General features: G+C 60.2%; 15 protein-coding genes. 4 read left to right on the top strand and 11 right to left on the bottom strand.

The window, feature by feature from the left end:
- Nucleotides 1-40 precede the first annotated feature (40 nt).
- The 8 genes from B5M42_RS07970 to bioD form a co-directional block, all read right to left on the bottom strand.
- A complete protein-coding gene (locus B5M42_RS07970) occupies nucleotides 41-694 on the bottom strand; it encodes a YIP1 family protein (protein WP_134755509.1) in 654 nt (217 codons plus the stop codon).
- A gap of 46 nt (nucleotides 695-740) precedes the next feature.
- Nucleotides 741-1562, bottom strand: a complete 822-nt coding sequence (locus B5M42_RS07965; RefSeq protein ID WP_134755507.1) for a helix-turn-helix domain-containing protein — start codon at nucleotides 1560-1562, stop codon at nucleotides 741-743.
- A 456-nt stretch (nucleotides 1563-2018) separates the two neighbouring features.
- On the bottom strand, nucleotides 2019-2930 hold the full coding sequence (locus tag B5M42_RS07960) for a DinB family protein (protein ID WP_134755505.1): 912 nt from the start codon (nucleotides 2928-2930) through the stop codon (nucleotides 2019-2021).
- 18 nt (nucleotides 2931-2948) lie between these two features.
- Complete coding sequence (locus B5M42_RS07955) at nucleotides 2949-3803, bottom strand: methyltransferase domain-containing protein (RefSeq protein WP_134755503.1); 855 nt, start codon at nucleotides 3801-3803, stop codon at nucleotides 2949-2951.
- On the bottom strand, nucleotides 3793-4545 hold the full coding sequence (locus B5M42_RS07950; protein WP_268999111.1) for an alpha/beta fold hydrolase: 753 nt from the start codon (nucleotides 4543-4545) through the stop codon (nucleotides 3793-3795). The genes B5M42_RS07955 and B5M42_RS07950 overlap by 11 nt, the downstream gene beginning before the upstream one ends.
- A 147-nt stretch (nucleotides 4546-4692) precedes the next feature.
- Nucleotides 4693-5925: an 8-amino-7-oxononanoate synthase gene (bioF, locus tag B5M42_RS07945; protein ID WP_329959267.1), complete on the bottom strand. Its 1233-nt coding sequence runs from the start codon at nucleotides 5923-5925 to the stop codon at nucleotides 4693-4695.
- A 248-nt stretch (nucleotides 5926-6173) separates the two neighbouring features.
- A complete protein-coding gene (bioB, locus tag B5M42_RS07940; RefSeq protein ID WP_209280757.1) occupies nucleotides 6174-7172 on the bottom strand; it encodes a biotin synthase BioB in 999 nt (332 codons plus the stop codon).
- Nucleotides 7173-7224: 52 nt separating this feature from the next.
- Nucleotides 7225-8106, bottom strand: a complete 882-nt coding sequence (gene bioD / locus B5M42_RS07935) for a dethiobiotin synthase (RefSeq protein WP_167690157.1) — start codon at nucleotides 8104-8106, stop codon at nucleotides 7225-7227.
- 394 nt (nucleotides 8107-8500) lie between these two features.
- Between bioD and B5M42_RS07930 the strand changes: the two genes are divergently transcribed.
- Entirely contained in the window at nucleotides 8501-8707 is a 207-nt protein-coding gene (locus B5M42_RS07930) for a hypothetical protein (RefSeq protein WP_134755497.1), read from the top strand.
- 296 nt (nucleotides 8708-9003) lie between these two features.
- Here B5M42_RS07930 and B5M42_RS07925 read toward each other — a convergent pair whose 3' ends face one another.
- Nucleotides 9004-9864 carry an inositol monophosphatase family protein gene (locus tag B5M42_RS07925; RefSeq protein WP_134755495.1) on the bottom strand — a complete coding sequence of 287 codons (861 nt, stop codon included), beginning with the start codon at nucleotides 9862-9864 and terminating at the stop codon, nucleotides 9004-9006.
- A gap of 192 nt (nucleotides 9865-10056) precedes the next feature.
- Here B5M42_RS07925 and B5M42_RS07920 point away from each other — a divergent pair, with 192 nt between their 5' ends.
- The 3 genes from B5M42_RS07920 to B5M42_RS07910 all read left to right on the top strand — a co-directional run bounded on the left by B5M42_RS07920 (nucleotide 10057) and on the right by B5M42_RS07910 (nucleotide 12738).
- Nucleotides 10057-11049 (top strand): hypothetical protein, encoded by a 993-nt coding sequence (locus tag B5M42_RS07920; protein ID WP_134755493.1) that lies wholly within the window; start codon nucleotides 10057-10059, stop codon nucleotides 11047-11049.
- Between the two features lie 295 nt (nucleotides 11050-11344).
- Nucleotides 11345-12058, top strand: a complete 714-nt coding sequence (locus B5M42_RS07915) for a YveK family protein (RefSeq protein ID WP_167690155.1) — start codon at nucleotides 11345-11347, stop codon at nucleotides 12056-12058.
- Between the two features lie 17 nt (nucleotides 12059-12075).
- On the top strand, nucleotides 12076-12738 hold the full coding sequence (locus B5M42_RS07910) for a CpsD/CapB family tyrosine-protein kinase (protein ID WP_134755489.1): 663 nt from the start codon (nucleotides 12076-12078) through the stop codon (nucleotides 12736-12738).
- Here B5M42_RS07910 and B5M42_RS07905 read toward each other — a convergent pair.
- Both B5M42_RS07905 and B5M42_RS07900 read right to left on the bottom strand, forming a co-directional pair.
- Nucleotides 12735-13847, bottom strand: coding sequence for a DegT/DnrJ/EryC1/StrS family aminotransferase (locus B5M42_RS07905; RefSeq protein WP_230632803.1), 1113 nt, complete (start codon nucleotides 13845-13847; stop codon nucleotides 12735-12737). The two genes, B5M42_RS07910 and B5M42_RS07905, sit on opposite strands and share 4 nt — an antisense overlap.
- Nucleotides 13848-14371: 524 nt before the next feature.
- Entirely contained in the window at nucleotides 14372-15169 is a 798-nt protein-coding gene (locus B5M42_RS07900; protein ID WP_134755485.1) for an HAD family hydrolase, read from the bottom strand.
- Nucleotides 15170-15237: the final 68 nt, after the last annotated feature.

Below are 15237 nucleotides of genomic sequence, written 5' to 3'. Positions count from 1 at the left end.
CTTCCTCCTTTCCCGGATTCGCTCCCGCAGCGCTCCAAGCTTAGGCCGCAGGGGCTTGTCCGGCAAAAAACGCGGAGAAAAACGACACCAGCAGCCAGATTGCCGTCAGCCACGGCCAGACCGATTTTTTCGATTTCTCCGCCGCTACCGCCGTGCCGATAATCGCCAGGACAAGCATCCAGATGCGGAACGGATCGACCAGCGTGAGCAGTTGAAACAGCAAGCCATGCTTCTCCGGCAGCAGCACCGTAGCGTTCAGCATAACGTCATACGGAGAGGCTACATCCATCGTGCGGATGAGCACGCCGCTGATCAAGCCGGAGATCAGCCACGGCACGTAGGCCAGTAAAGCGACCTTGGCCAGCTGCATATACGTCGCATTCCCGCGAATGAACAAATTGACGATCATCAGCACCAGCGCCCCCAGAAATACAAACAGCACAGGCAGGAGCACCGACATCACCGTTCCCGTGATCATATTCAAATTCAACATCTGCTCCATCGTCATATTGGCCGGAAGCGGCTTGTCCTGCAGCAGCTTCTCCGCCGTCCTGAGCGTCAGCGGCATTTGCAGCCACACCGCGACCATGCTGAACACAATAATACCCAGCAGCGGCAGCAGCCATCCGCCCCGCTCGCGCAGACGATTAAACGTGACATTCGGAGATACCAATACGTGTACCAGACTATTCATACATGTTCCCTCCCGAAAATAAATAAAATAGCGTAACGGTCCCGAACTATTGCCCTTCCACGCGCAGCAGCAGCTTGCGCATAAACTGTCCCTTGTCGTTGACCTTTAATTTGGCGTAAATTTTTTTCAGCATCGTGCGCACGGTTCCTTCGGAAATACCCAAATGCTGCGCAATCCGCATCGTACTCCAGTTTTGCAGCCAGCAGCCGGCGATTTGCTTCTCCCGCTCGGTCAGCTGAAACTGGTCGAAACTGTAACGCTCGACGCGTTTGGCGTGCTCGTCCTTTTTGAGCCTGTACTGCACGTTAACCGACAAGCTTTGCATAAATGCGACCAGACGCTCCGGATTTTCCCGCTCGTCGGCGCACAGCCCGACATAACCGGCCGTTTCGCCGCCGGCGCGCACCGGAAAGCAGACGCTGATCCAGTCGTGAAACATCAGCAGCGTGTGCTCCTCCCCGCATACCGCAGCGAGCTGCCCCGTCTCGACGGCGAGCGATACCGCGTTAATACCCGCATGCTCCTTGGCAAAGGATACGCCGGGCGCGATATTGCTTTGCGCCAGCACGCGCGTGACGCACTCCTGACCGGTCAGGCTCAGGGCGCAGCCTTCTGCATCGGCGACGATGAACAGATGCGGCGTCAGCAGCAGCAGCCGGGCCGCGCGCAGCTCGTCCTGCACGGCAGCATGCCATTTGGCGTGCGCAGCCAGCCGCTCCTCCAGCTCCGGGCCGGGCAGACGATACGGCAGCTGTGCAGCCTCTTTGGCGAGCTGTCCGCCAATCGTCTCCAGCCACTCGCCCAGCTGCTCGTCTGTGACATCCCTGACCGTCAGCCATGTTTGCTCCATAGATGAAAAAATGCCCATGATTCCATATTCACCCACTTTGCTATATTTTTGGATTTTTACTGTGTCATTATATATATTTATCCAATTTTATACAATATTTTTATATTGAAAATATTTCCTTATTTATGATCGACATCCAGCCTTTTTTATGGTATTTTGTTAAAAAAAGTTCAGGTGGTGCAGCGAATGAATGTTTTCGTGCCTATCATTGCAAGCTTTCTCGGCGCTTTTGTATGTATTGGCGCAGCGATTTACGTGCGCAAGAACAGGCAGCGCTAGCAAACTGCCGGCTGCGGCATCAGGCGGTGCGCGCCGTCCCGGCGTTGAGCCGCTAGATGTCTGGCTGGAAGAAAGCCGGTCCCGTCTCCAGACTCAACGTGGCGTCCCGGCTTTTCTCCATGCCAAAAAGACGCTTTCCTCGACCCGCCAACATGCGGTAAAGAAAGCGTCCTGCCTATACTCACGATCCAGGCGTCAGTCCGGCCTGCCGGCAAAGCCCGCGCGAATGCGCCGAATCGCGCGCAGGTGATGGGCGCTGTGCCCAGCCATCGCCTTGAGCAGACCGGCTGCCGTCTCGACGCGCCCGCCGGACACCACAGAGCGTTGCAGCGCTCCCGGCAGGCTGCGGCACAGCCCAAGCACATGGTCGCGCAGCGCCGCAAGCAGGCGCAGCTCGGCTTGCGGCGAGCGGCCGCTGTAGTCGAGACCGGCGCTCCAGACGTCCGGCGCAAACGCATTGCCGGCATACGTTCGCCCTGGCTCGGCCAAGGCGAATTTGAGCTTGTGCACAGCGACAAGCTCCAAATCGACGACATGCAGCGCATGTCCGGCGATGCTCCATTTCCCCGGCGCCTCCGGCCGGGCCAGCAGCTCGACCGGCACGCTGTCCAGCGCCTCCTGCAGCTCGGCTGCTCCGCGCGCATACAGCTCCAGCAGCTCGTCCTCCGACGGACGGAGCTCCTCCCAATACACAACCGTGTAACCTTCGGGCGTCCGCACCAGCAGCTTGCGCAACAACAACGGCTCCTCATCCTCAGCCAACGCAACGCCCCGCTGGCGCAGCTGCGCCGCTTGCTCCGCAACCGACGGTACGCTGATATAGAAGCTGGCTCCGGCCGTCAGCCTTTGTGCCTGCGCAGACGCCGCACCAGACGCGTCCTCCCGCCCGGCCGCTTGCAACGCTTGTTCAACCTGCAGCAGCGCGAGGTCCCCCGGCTCCTCCGTCATCCTAAGCAGCGCCGCCTGCTCGTCAGCAGCCAGCCACACCCGTTGCCAGCCAAGCCCGCCTTCATAAAAGCGCAGCGCCTCGCTCATCGACGCTACCGGCAGCACGAGCCTGGCCTGCGCCACAGTCTGCTTACCGGCTGCCGCTCTCCCTTCGTCCACACGCTCACCCGCCTTCCTTCACCGCAGCAGCGGCTTGCAGTACACGCCGTAACAAATATGATACGTCGCGGGAATCCCCGACGCATCGCCGAAATCCGCCGCATAACGCTCCTGCATCGCCGCAAGCAGCCGCCGTCCGGACAACCGCCCGCCGCTATCGTCAGCAACGCGGGAAGCGTTGCCGGCTCCTACCTTCTGAACCGATTGCAAAAAATCGCGGACGCTCGCAAAGCGTTCGATCCTCTTCTCCTCCTGCCAAAGCGTCAGACTTGAGGGGAAAAAGCTTCGCCACTGCGCCTCCGTGCAAAACGTCTGGCCATGCGGCCTGTGCGCCAGTCCCAGCTCCTGCTCCGCCGAGCGGAAAGCCGATGTCAGCTCGTGAAACGTCTGCGGACCAAACGTAGCGAACGCCAGCACACCGCCGGGCCGCAAATGCGCCAGACAGCGCGCCAGCGTCGCTTGCGGCTCGTTAAACCACTGAAACGCAGCGCTGGACGCCATCAGATCAAACGGCCCGGCTTCGCAGCCCCAGGCAAGCTGCGTCCATACCCCATCCGCCTCCGCATCGCCGTGGACGGCGCGGACACGGCCGGACGCCGCTGCTCCCAGCCGCTCGCCAAGCATGGCCAGCATCGCTGCCGAAATATCGACCGCTGTCAGCTCGGCGTTCGCATATTCCCGCAGCAGCTCGCCGGTTAAGCCTCCCGTCCCGCTGCCAAGCTCCAGAATACGCCGCACACCGGGTGGCTCGGCATAACGGACGATCAGTTGTCCCAACCGGACGGCCATATGGGCCTGCACGCTGGCATAGCGGTCATATTCAAACGCATGACGGTCGAAATGCTTGCGGACCAGCCCTTTATCAATCTCCATGCCAAAAACCCCTTAACTCATGCTCCAGCCGGGCCCGTTGCGTCACCATCGGCGCATGCCCTGCAGCCGCCAGCACGCTGCGCTCGCGCTCTGTCAAATCGTCGGGCATAGCGCCTGGAGGGCAAATCGCGTCGGCTTGCCCGTGAATCCACAGCAGCCTTGGCTTCGCCGCCCCCTGTCCGCCTTCGGCTTGTGCGCGCCATGCCGCCCACCGTCCGGTCAAGTCGCTTTCCAGCAGCAGGCCAAGCCCTGCTGCCAAGCTGTCGGCTGTTTCGGGAACCGCTTCGGCGGCATATTCCAGCAGCCGCTGGCGATCCGCCAGCTCCAGCTCCTCCTGCGTCAGCATCGCAGCGGCAAATGACTCCACGACCGCTTGCGGATCGCAACGTACCTGCTTGATCATCCGCTCAAGCACTCGCTTGGGCCAGCCCTTGGCGCGATCGTCGGCTGTGAATTTCAACGTAGCCCCGATCAGAACTACGGAATCTACGCAAAGTTGTCCACAGATAACCTCTTCCAGCGCCAAAATGCCGCCAAGCGACCAGCCGACCAGCGACCACGGTCGACTGTCGCCGCTGGCCAGCAGCCGCCGCACCGCCGCACGGTAATGCTCCGGCTCCGTGCAATGCGTATAATCGATATAATGATGCTCGGCTTCGGGGAATAAAGAAGAGAGGTCTTCCCATATTCGGGAAGACATCCCCCATCCGTGCAGCCAAGCTATTCGTCTGTTACCTTGCAACTGCTTCTCCTCCGATCTTCGCCGGTCAGCTGATCAGGCCACAACGGACCACAACGCACCTGTCAATTGTCACAGCGGCTTGATACGGCCCATCGATCCGATCAACCATCCGACGGCTCGATCTGGTCGACCGTTCCGCGCCGCCGCTCAGCTGATCAGGCCCAGCTCGCGTCCCGATTCGCCAATCGCCGCTGCTGCCTGCTGCAAATCCTCCGGCCGATGCGCCGCCGTCAGCGTAAACCGGATTCGCGCCGTTCCCTCCGGCACGGTCGGCGGGCGGATCGCCACAGCGGCGATCCCCCGCTCCTGCAGACGCTCGCTGAGCCGGAGCGTCGCTTCGTTGCCGCCGACGAGCAGCGGCACAATATGGCATTCGCTGGCGCCTGTGTCGAAGCCCAGCGTCTGCAGCGCTTCGCGAAAAGCAGCGGCATTCGCCGCCAGCTGGCGGCGAGCTTCGGCGGCCTCGCAAGCGAGCCGCCAGTTGTGCCGCACCGCTCGCACAACCATTGGCGGCAGCGCCGTCGTGTAGATCAGGCTGCGCGAATGGTTGACCAAATAGTCGATCAGCGTCCGGTCTCCGGCGACATAGGCTCCATAGCAGCCATATGCCTTGCTGAAGGTGCCCATCTGTATGTCAACAGCCCCGGTCAAGCCTAGCGCATGGGTCAATCCCTCGCCCCGCTCGCCGAACACGCCCCCGCTGTGCGCTTCGTCCACCATCAGATGCGCGCCATAGCGCTCCTTGAGCCACACCAGCTCCTTGAGCGGCGCCAGACTGCCGTCCATGCTGAACACTGAATCGGTGACGATCAGCTTGCGTGCCCCCGGCTCGGCGGCGCACAGCAGACGCTCCAGCTGGTCAAGATCGCGGTGGCGGTAGCGCTTATGCTCGGCCCGGCTCAGCACGATGCCGTCCACAATGCTGGCATGATTGAGACGATCGCTGAACACAATGCCGCGCCGGCCCACTAAAGCGCTGATGACGCCGACATTGGCCATATAGCCGCTGCCATACAGCAAGCAGCCTTCGGTACCCTTGAATGCAGCGAATTCCCGCTCAAATTCGGCAAAAACCGGATCGTTGCCGACAATCAGACGCGAAGCCGTCGATCCCGTGGAAACTTGGCCCGCCGCATTGCCTAGCGCAGCTGCAAGCTGCGTCTCATCCAGCAGGTGCGGAAGCCCCAAATAGTGATTGGACGCCAGATTGAGCATCCGCTTGCCGTGACGCTCAATCCAGCCGTGAGCCAGCGGTATGGAATCAGTCAGCGTCCGATACTGCGATTGGACGCGCAGCGTATCCAGCTCTGCACGCATCCAGTCCCACCTGCCGGGAGCTACTCCGTTCACGACATCATCTGCACGGCTCACGGCAGTCACCGTATCGCTCTCCCCTGATGTTGCACGGCTCCCGGCAGACGCTGCACTACTCTCGGCGGACTCTGCTCGGTCTCCACCAGATGCCCCGCCGCTCCCAGCAGACGTCCCGTCACTCCCATCGGGCGACCCGGCCGCGCCGGCCTGCGGACGGAGACCTGCACCGTTCGCCCCAGAGGCAGCAGAGTCCTGCGCGACGCCAGCTTCCTTTTCCAAGCCATATTCTCGCTCCGTCATCGGTCACAGCCCTGTTACAGCGCGCAAATCTCGATCTCGAAGCCCATGTCCTCGATCATTTTGTGATCCTCGGTGGCTTCTTGGCCTTCCGTCGTCAAATAGTCGCCGACAAACACGGAATTGGCTGCGTACAGACCCAACACCTGCATCGAACGCAAGTTGACCTCGCGGCCGCCGGCGACGCGGATTTCCTTGCTCGGGTTGATCAAACGCATCAGCGCCAGCACCTTGAGACATTTGCGCGGATTGAGCTCCTTGTTGTTTTCCAGCGGCGTGCCCTTGATCGAGTTAAGGAAGTTAACCGGAATCGAATCGGCATCGAGCTGGCGCAGCGCATAAGCGATTTCCACGATTTCTTCATTCGACTCGCCCATGCCGACAATCGCGCCGGAGCACGGGGACATGCCGGACGCTTTCACCTTCTCCACCGTATTGACCCGGTCGTCGTACGTGTGCGTCGTCGTAATGTTGTTGAAATTGCTTTTGCTCGTATTGAGGTTATGATTGTAGCGGTCCACGCCCGCTTCAGCCAGCAGTCCGGCCTGCTCCTCGGACAAAATCCCCAGACACGTACAAATCTTCATCGGCATCGTCGCCTTGATTTCCTTGACCGCTTCCACAACTTCATTCAGCTCGCGATTCGTCGGGCCGCGTCCGCTGGCCACGATGCAATACGTACCCACCTTCAGCTCCATCGCCCGGCGCGCGCCGTCCACCAGCACGTCCTTTTCCAGCAGCGGATACTTCTGAATCGGCGCTTTGGACACAATCGATTGGGAGCAGTAGCCGCAATCCTCGGGGCAGAGACCGCTTTTGGCGTTGATAATCAGATTGAGCTTGACCTTTTTGCCGTAAAAATGCTTTCTCACCTTAAAAGCGGCCTGCATAACCGCCAGCAGCTCGTCGTCGTCGGCTTCCAGCACCGCCAGCCCTTCCTCCATCGTCAGCAGCTCGCCCTGCAGCGCCTTGTCGGCCAAGCGGTTCCAATCGGTTTGCGTATTCATCAATGTCATTATAAACGACCTCCATCAACTAATTATCGAATGCTCAGGCTCCAAAAGCCCCCTATTTCCGTATGTACGCGAGCAATGGCTCCCAATGCACGCTGGCCTCGACCGCACGGGCCAGCTTGTCGCGCCACGCGCCCCAGCCCGTTTCCGCTTCCACAGCCTGCCCGTCGTCTGCCTCATTCCCGGCAGCGCGCTCTGCAGCGGTCTGCTGCTCGGGAGCGCGGTCGCCGGCCGCCGGCTCTCCGGCAGCCCGTTCGCCGGCAGGCTGCTCCGCAGCAGCGCCGGCTTCGCAGGGCTCCGCGCCGAGCCACGGCAGCACGCCCAGCACGGGCACAGCGCCAAACCGCTCGATCATCTGCGCGTTGTCGCGAGCGGCCTCCGCTTGCTCCGCCCGGCAGCCATTCAGCACGACGCCGATCACGTCGAGCCCGAGGCTGCGGGCCGTCCGCACGGTCAGCAGCGTATGATTGACCGTGCCAAGCCCCGGCCGCGCCACAATGAGCAGCGGCAGGCCGAGCGCCACGGCCAGATCGGCCACCAGCTGCTCGCCGGTCAGCGGCACGAGCAGCCCGCCCGCGCCCTCGACCAGCAGCAGGCCGGCTTCGGCCAGCCGCTGCCGCCCTGCGGCGACGAGCGCGGGCATATCGATCTGCCGCCCCTCACGGGCAGCGGCAGTCCAGGGCGCCAGCGGCGCTGCGAACGAATAGGAGGCGGTTGACGCCTCCGTCTGCCGCACGCCGCTGGCCATCACGAGCCGGTAGCTGTCCGCGCCCGGCTCGCCGGCCCGGAAGCCGGACTGTGCCGGCTTCCACAGCCTGACGCCGCCGGGAACGGCGCGACGGCGCTCCAGCACCGCGGCCAGCCCCGCGGTGACGACGGTTTTTCCGACATCGGTATCTGTGCCGGTAATAAAAATGCCTCCAACGCCAGCGCTCATGCCAGCTCCTCCTTTTCCGCACATTTCGACAGCAATTGTCAACCAGAATCAATCGCCAAGGTTAACAATCAAAACTAAGCATATTGTACCAGCTTTTTCATCAATGTTCCATTGCTTTCTTTGCAGCAGCGCATGGAAGAACACAAGAGCGCGGAGCTGATAACCGTCGTACAGACGCACACGCTCCGGGCTTTCCGCGCCTCGCGCGACTGGCGGAGCGTGGCGCCGGCCGTACGGAGGCTGTCAAATCCGTGTCGCGCAAGTCCGCCAAAGCTGCAGCCCCAACCTTGCGGCAGCGCAACGGTCAGCTTGCGGTTGCGGAAGCAGCCGCTTGACTCTGACACTGACGTCAGACTTTATAATGAAAGCAGCAACCGGAAAGGATGGACCCGACATGCCAATAACCCCACAAGAAGCAGCTATGCTGGAGACGTTCCGCGACGCCGGCTTTCCCCCTTTATACGTGCTGATTCGGATGAGAAACGATATTCTCAACGATCAAGGTACGATTTCCGCGGATCATAAGATGCAGCTGATCGCCATGCTGGAAGCCTGCATCGCTCCGTTATGGGCAGCGAATCAAGAGCGGACGCACGCCTGAAGCCTGAACGCCTGAGCGCTTCCCCGCCCCGACGCACACGCTCCTTTCCGCTTACGCCCGCGTTCACGGACATGTCCTTACTCCTGCCAGGCACGCAAGAGCAGCTAAACACACAGATTTCGGCGCCTCTGCACGAGTGGGCAGCCGCCCGGCTCGGCGAATCGCAATGCCTGTGAAGACGCCAAGAAGATCGCTCGTCCCGCCCCACAGCACAGGATCAAAGCGATCTCCTTCCACGTTCACTGCCATATAGCGGCTATCGCTGCAAAAAAACGAGACCAGCTTGTCCCGCCGGCTTACAAGCCGGTCGCTCCGGCTTGCTCCAGCGTTGCTTGCAGCTCGTCGTGAATGCCGCCATTGGTAGCCAGCAGGTTGCGCACTTCAAGCCCGAACGGCTCGCCCGCCGTGCCGGTCACCCGGCCGCCCGATTCCTGCACCAGCAGCGCCCCGGCAGCAATATCCCAGGCATTCAGTCCGATCTCCCAATAGCCGCTCAGCCGGCCGGCAGCCACATAGGCCAGATGCAGCGCCGCCGAACCGCCCATGCGAATGCCCCGCACCTTGGGCGCAACCGCCTGCAGTCCTTTCAAGTTCAGGGGCAGCGCCCCCTCGCGATCAGGCGGAAAACCGCCGGCCACGATGCTTTCCGCCAGCGACAGCTCGCTGGAAACCACCGTTTTGCGCCCGCGCACATAGGCGCCCTTGCCTTTTTCGCCAACAAACAGCTCGTCGCGAATCGGATCGTAAACGACGCCAACGATCACCTCGCCTTTATGCGCCAAAGCAATCGACACGGAAAAAAACGGGAACCCGTGCACAAAATTCGTCGTGCCGTCCAGCGGATCGACGATCCACAAATATTCAGCGTCCGCTGCATCGCGCACCGCCTTGGCCGAAGCCGCCGGCCCTGGCTCCACGCCCTCCTCTCCCAGCACCATATGCTGCGGAAAATGCGTGAGAATCAAGTTGCGAATCAGCTTCTCCGTCCCCTTGTCCACTTCCGTTACAAGGTCCTGGGCCGAGGATTTGACCCCGATGCTTTGTACGTCGCCCAATTTGCTCTTGATCCATTCCCCAGCTTTTGCAGCCGTGTTGATCGCGACGGCGGTAAAACTCTTGCTGCCGACCACGAACGGCTCCTGTGTTCCGTTGGCCATTTATATCAGCTCTTTCTTTATAGAATCATGGATCATTGCGTTCTTATAGTATAGTAAATTATACGTTGCGAATTCCAGTGCGTTTCACCTAAAAAATTTAACGTCTCGCTCATTTTTTTGTTTAAGCAGTCATACAATTTATGATATAATCAAGGATAATAGGCAATTTCCATTGTCAGGAGAGTGTAGACGATGTTCTTTAATTCGTCTAAACGGCTACAAAAGCGGTATGGGGAGTTGCGCATTTACACGACTGAGATTCAGTTCATGCCCGACGGTAGCCCCGGTACGATATATTTGTTTTTGACCGAACATAATACGGAAATCGAAGTTCATATCGAGAAGATACAGAAGTGGACAAGAAAGCGTTCGCAGAACGAATCTATGGCCGTCGTCCAGTCCACGGACGGATTGCCCCTGCTGCTCGTTCTCGATAATAACCGCGGTAACCACTACGTGTATTGTACACACGACGTTTACAACCAGCTTGTAAGCGCTCATTTGTCCCGCGCCGCAACAGGCGTTCGGGAAACGGCGCCTACGCTGGAAAAGACTTACGGCGAAGCTGCGCCTTCTGCCGCCGTCTCCTCCCATTCCCCTACGCACCACAAAATTTTGTTTATCGACTCTTACATCCTCACCCGACGGCCGGAGCTGCTGGAGGCGTGGGTGATGAATAATGAAATCGTCATCAGCCCTTATTACGATATGGAGATCGGCCCTTATGTCTCGGGCCTGATGGAGCAGAACAGAATCATTTCCATTGTGGAAAATCTGGCCGCGCGTTATCCGGGACGGCTTTCGATCAGCATGTATGCGGATACAAACAGCCGCAATCTCGGCGTCGACTTGTCTAACGAACAGGATTATCTGCTGCTGCTGGCGACGCAGCAGAACGTGACGCTGTCGCAAATCACCATCGTGACGGCAAGCGTCGAGCTCAGCCGCAAAGCGGCGATTCAGGGATTGGCCGTGTACAATCCGCTTGAAGATATTCAGCGCTCTGCTTTAACCGCGACCGATCTTGTCCGGGATCAGCTAGAGCGGGAACAAGCGCAGCTTGCGCCCTCCCGCCCGCCGGACGGCGCCGACACGCTGCCGCCCCGTTCAAGCCGGCATTCGAAGAAGAAAGGCCAGAGCCAGCAGCGCTCGGTGACCGCTTCGTTTTTCAATTGGTTTTTTTAGGCCCCTTTCGCTTAGCGGAAGGAGCCATTTTATTTTTGACGCCGGTCCCCGACAAAATGACGTCACTGTTGTATACTTAATCTATAAGTCTAGAAGTCCGGTGAAAAACCAGTGTCCACCGGTCGATAGCGGTTTCCACTCGCTGTTGTAGCCGAATTTTTCGATGGAATGACCCCGTTTGGGGTGAAAATCCGTCTACAAAGGCGACCGCTGACGCTGTTCTCCAACTCCCTATTGACTCTCCGGCCACTTTGTCACCAGACTTCTAGTGAACATGAAGGGAAGAACGCTGCCGATGATGGATATGAGCCTGCAGGATTTTGTACGAGTGCTCCGCAAAAAATGGTGGATAATCGCGCTGACAGCGATGCTGTTTGCTTGCGTATCCGGTTATGTGAGCTTTTACCGGCTGACGCCGGTTTACTCCAATTCCAGCACGCTGCTGGTCAACGAACGCGAGCAGCGCAACTATTCGTTGACCTTTGACGATGTCATGCTTTATGAGAAGCTGATGGGCACATACAAGGATATTTTGATGAGCAAGCGCATTCTCAATCCCGTATCCGAGCAAATGGGACAAGCCGGACATCCCGTCACCCCCGACGATTTGAGCAAGCAAATCAAAATTACGACCAACCCGAGCTCGCAGGTGATCCGCATATCCGTCAACGATACGGATTACAAAGTGGCTACCGATATCGCCAACCTGATGGCCGAAACGTTCAGCGCCAATCTCAAGACGATCATGACGATCAACAACGTGCAAATTCTCGACTCGGCCGAGCTGCGGCCCCATCCGGCTCCGGTGAAGCCCAACAAGGAGCTGAACGTGGCGATTGCTTTTATTATGGGGATTTTCGTTTCGGTGACCGCTGTGCTGTTCTTCCATTTTATCGATACCCGCGTCCGCTCGGAGGAGGACTTGTCCGGGCTGATCGATTACCCGTTGCTGGGCTCGATTCCCAGCTATAAAAACAAATCAAACGGCCGCTCCCTGCCGCTCGGCTGACGATGGAGGTCTGATCTATGAGAGCCAAACAACCCCCGCACAAGCAGGATGCGATGCTGATCTCCCGCTACGAGCCCGATTCGCCGATCAGCGAGGCGTACCGCTCGATTCGCACCTCCTTGAAATTCGCCTCACTGGACAAGCACCGCAAGGTTTGCGTCTTTACGAGCGCCATTGCCGGTGAAGGCAAGTCGTCAATCGTTTCCAATCTCGGCATCTTGACTGCCCAGGACCAGAATCGGGTGCTGATCATCGACGGCGATTTGCGGCGGCCGCACTTGCACCATATTTTTCGCCTCAGCAACCGCTCCGGTCTGAGTACGGTGCTGTCCGGCTACGATTCGATCGGTAATGCCGTGCTCGCTACGGAAACACCCAATCTGAGCATTCTCCCGGCCGGTCCGGTCAAGCCCAATCCGGCGGAGCTGCTCGGTTCTTCGCGGCTTGAGCAGATTCTGCACGAATGTCGGGAGCTGTACGATTTCGTGTTTATCGATACGCCGCCGCTGCTGCCGGTAGCCGACGGGAAGATTTTGTGCCGCTGGGCGGACGGCATCGTGTTTATCGTGCGTTCGCAATTTACGAAAAAAGAGCAAATCAAAAAGGCCCAGCAGATGCTGGAGCCCCATAAGGACAAAATGATCGGCGTGATTATGAACGATCGCAGCGAAGAGAACTAGCTCTCGCTGAAGCTATCTTGCAGGACCGCGATGACGCGGTCCTGTTCGTCGTCGGTCATGCCCGAGCCCGAAGGCAGGCAAAGCCCGGTCGCAAACAGCCGGTCGGATACGCTGTCTCCGGGAGCGTGCGGGTAATACGCGCAATCGGCGAACAGCGGCTGCGCGTGCATCGGCTTCCATACCGGGCGCGACTCGATGTTGCGGGCGGCAAGCCGGGTCATGACCGCTGCGGGCGACGGCCCGCCGGCAGCGGGGTCGAGCGTCAGCGCGGTCAGCCAGCGCGTGGCGCGTCCGAAGGCGGCTTCGGGCATGAAAGCGAGCCCGGGCACGCCCGCCAGCGCTGCGGCGTAACGCGCGAAGATACGGCGGCGCGCGTCGACGCGCTGTGGCAGCGCCCGCAGCTGGCCGCGCCCGATGCCTGCCAGCACGTTGCTCAGCCGGTAGTTATAGCCGGCTTCGCTGTGCTGGTAATGGGGCGCGGGGTCGCGGGCCTGCGTGGCCCAGTAGCGCGCTTTCTCCAGCGCCGCAAGGTCGTCGCCGACGAGCATGCCGCCGCCGGACGTCGTGATGATTTTATTCCCGTTAAACGAATAAATGCCAAAACGGCCGAACGTGCCGCTCGCCTTGCCCTTGTACGTAGCGCCCAGCGATTCGGCTGCATCCTCGATCAGCGGCACGCCGTACTCCGCGCACAGCAGCTGCAGCGCGTCCATATCGGCGCTTTGTCCGTACAGGTTGACGGCGATGACGGCTTTCGGCAGCTTGCCGCCGGCGGCGGCTTCGCGCAGCGCCCGCTCCAGCGCCAGCGGCGACATGTTCCATGTGCCGGGCTCCGAGTCGATCAGCACGGGCACGGCTTTTTCGTACAGCACCGGATTGACTGTCGCCACGAACGTGAGCGAGGAGCATAAGACCGTGTCGCCCGCTCCGACGCCCAGCAAGCGAAGCGCGAGATGAATCGCCGCCGTGCCGGAGCTGAGCGCCACTGCCCCGGCAGCGCCAACCGATTGCGCCAGCTCCTGCTCGAACGCATCGACATGCGGTCCCAGCGGCGCGATCCAATTGGTCGCAAACGCCTCGGCAACATACCCCGCCTCGTATTCGCCCATATGCGGCGCCGACAAATAAATGCGCTTGAGCGACGCGTCTGCCGAAGCCTCCGGCAGCGTACCGGCAGGCTCGGCAAACGCAGCGCCGGTTTGCTTCAGCTTGTCCTCATCTTGTCCTCTCATCGGCTTTTCGCCTCCTGTTCTTCATCCGGCTGCCGCTGGCGACGTCCGTTTTTTATCGTGATTTGGCCGGAAAGAGAGCCGTGCTTTCCATTGACGCACTCGCTTCCGTCTGCTGCTGATAGGTGACTGTCGTATGCTGGCTGCAGCGCTCCCACTGCTTCTGCGGATCCTGTAACTCGTCAACTATCTACACTGCTTCTCTTGCTACTGCAGATACTGCAGCTTCGTCAGGAAGCTATCTGCACTGCTTCCCTCGCTCCTGCAACCCGATCAGTTCCCACACTGCTCTCCTTACTTCTGCGGTCCCTGCAACCTGGTCTGCTACCTGCACCGCTTCCCTTGCTCCGACGTACCCTGCAACTCCTGCAACTCCGCCTGCAACGCTTCCCTTGCTCCTGCGGCTACTTCTGCTTCCACCGCTCCAGCAGCTCCTCCAGCTCGTACAAGCTGCCAATCGTCGTTTCGGCTTCATATTCCGCACCGAGCGATTCTACGCGCGCGTATTCGCCGCTTCTTGGCGTCCCCGTTCCCGTCGCCGTGCGCGGCTCCTTGCGCTCGGTGAGGGCTGTGCGGCGGCCGTCGGGCCCAAGCTCCGCGCCTGTATCCGCACTCGCAGCCGCCGCGCGCACAATCCGCACCGTGCGCCAGCCCAGCCGCCGCGCCGTGACAAAATCCTTGCGCGGATTATCGCCAACATACACGCAGGCTTCCGCTGCTACTCCGAGCTTGGCGGCGGCCGTCTCGTAAGGCTTGGCGCTTGGCTTCCAATGCTCGCGGCCCAGCTCGTCCGACAGCACCAGCGCCTGAAAACGACCGGCAATGCCAAGCGCTTCGAGCTTGCGCCGCTGCGTCTCCAGATAGCCATCGGTAATCAGCCCCAGCGGATATTCGCCTCCGAATCGCTCCAGCGCCCAAGCCGCATCGGCGAACAGCGCAATCGCCGGCCGATGCCCGCGATAAAACGCCAGCATGGCCGCTACCTCCTCTTCGGCATAGGCGACGCCAAGCCGCTCCAGCGCGGCGTTGAAGACGCTGCCGCGCACGCCTTGCTCAAACAGCTCCGCCGCCGTCTCGTAGAATGCGCTGATGCCCCAGCGCGCCGTCGCCCACTCGCCAACCGCGCGAAAGCCGCTGTGCACGTAGTCATGCTCCGGATACAGCGTATCGTCGAGATCAAATACGATCGCTTGCACGCCCATGTCCGCCACACCCCTTCTGTCGTCTTTGCAGCCGCGGTAGGCCCCCCAAATCTGGCCGCCTTCAGGTG

This window comes from Paenibacillus athensensis (assembly GCF_004514475.2).
GTDB lineage: Bacteria > Bacillota > Bacilli > Paenibacillales > NBRC-103111 > Paenibacillus_AL > Paenibacillus_AL athensensis.
This window is presented reverse-complemented; position numbering and strand designations above follow the sequence as displayed.

What these genes read in the sequence shown, in the direction of transcription:
- B5M42_RS07970 (WP_134755509.1), bottom strand. Translation starts at nt 694, where the DNA reads ATGAATAGTCTGGTACACGTATTGGTATCTCCGAATGTCACGTTTAAT.
- B5M42_RS07965 (WP_134755507.1), bottom strand. Translation starts at nt 1,562, where the DNA reads ATGGGCATTTTTTCATCTATGGAGCAAACATGGCTGACGGTCAGGGAT.
- B5M42_RS07955 (WP_134755503.1), bottom strand. Translation starts at nt 3,803, where the DNA reads ATGGAGATTGATAAAGGGCTGGTCCGCAAGCATTTCGACCGTCATGCG.
- bioB (WP_209280757.1), bottom strand. Translation starts at nt 7,172, where the DNA reads ATGACATTGATGAATACGCAAACCGATTGGAACCGCTTGGCCGACAAG.
- bioD (WP_167690157.1), bottom strand. Translation starts at nt 8,106, where the DNA reads ATGAGCGCTGGCGTTGGAGGCATTTTTATTACCGGCACAGATACCGAT.
- B5M42_RS07930 (WP_134755497.1), top strand. Translation starts at nt 8,501, where the DNA reads ATGCCAATAACCCCACAAGAAGCAGCTATGCTGGAGACGTTCCGCGAC.
- B5M42_RS07925 (WP_134755495.1), bottom strand. Translation starts at nt 9,864, where the DNA reads ATGGCCAACGGAACACAGGAGCCGTTCGTGGTCGGCAGCAAGAGTTTT.
- B5M42_RS07920 (WP_134755493.1), top strand. Translation starts at nt 10,057, where the DNA reads ATGTTCTTTAATTCGTCTAAACGGCTACAAAAGCGGTATGGGGAGTTG.
- B5M42_RS07915 (WP_167690155.1), top strand. Translation starts at nt 11,345, where the DNA reads ATGATGGATATGAGCCTGCAGGATTTTGTACGAGTGCTCCGCAAAAAA.
- B5M42_RS07910 (WP_134755489.1), top strand. Translation starts at nt 12,076, where the DNA reads ATGAGAGCCAAACAACCCCCGCACAAGCAGGATGCGATGCTGATCTCC.
- B5M42_RS07905 (WP_230632803.1), bottom strand. Translation starts at nt 13,847, where the DNA reads ATGGGCGAATACGAGGCGGGGTATGTTGCCGAGGCGTTTGCGACCAAT.
- B5M42_RS07900 (WP_134755485.1), bottom strand. Translation starts at nt 15,169, where the DNA reads ATGGGCGTGCAAGCGATCGTATTTGATCTCGACGATACGCTGTATCCG.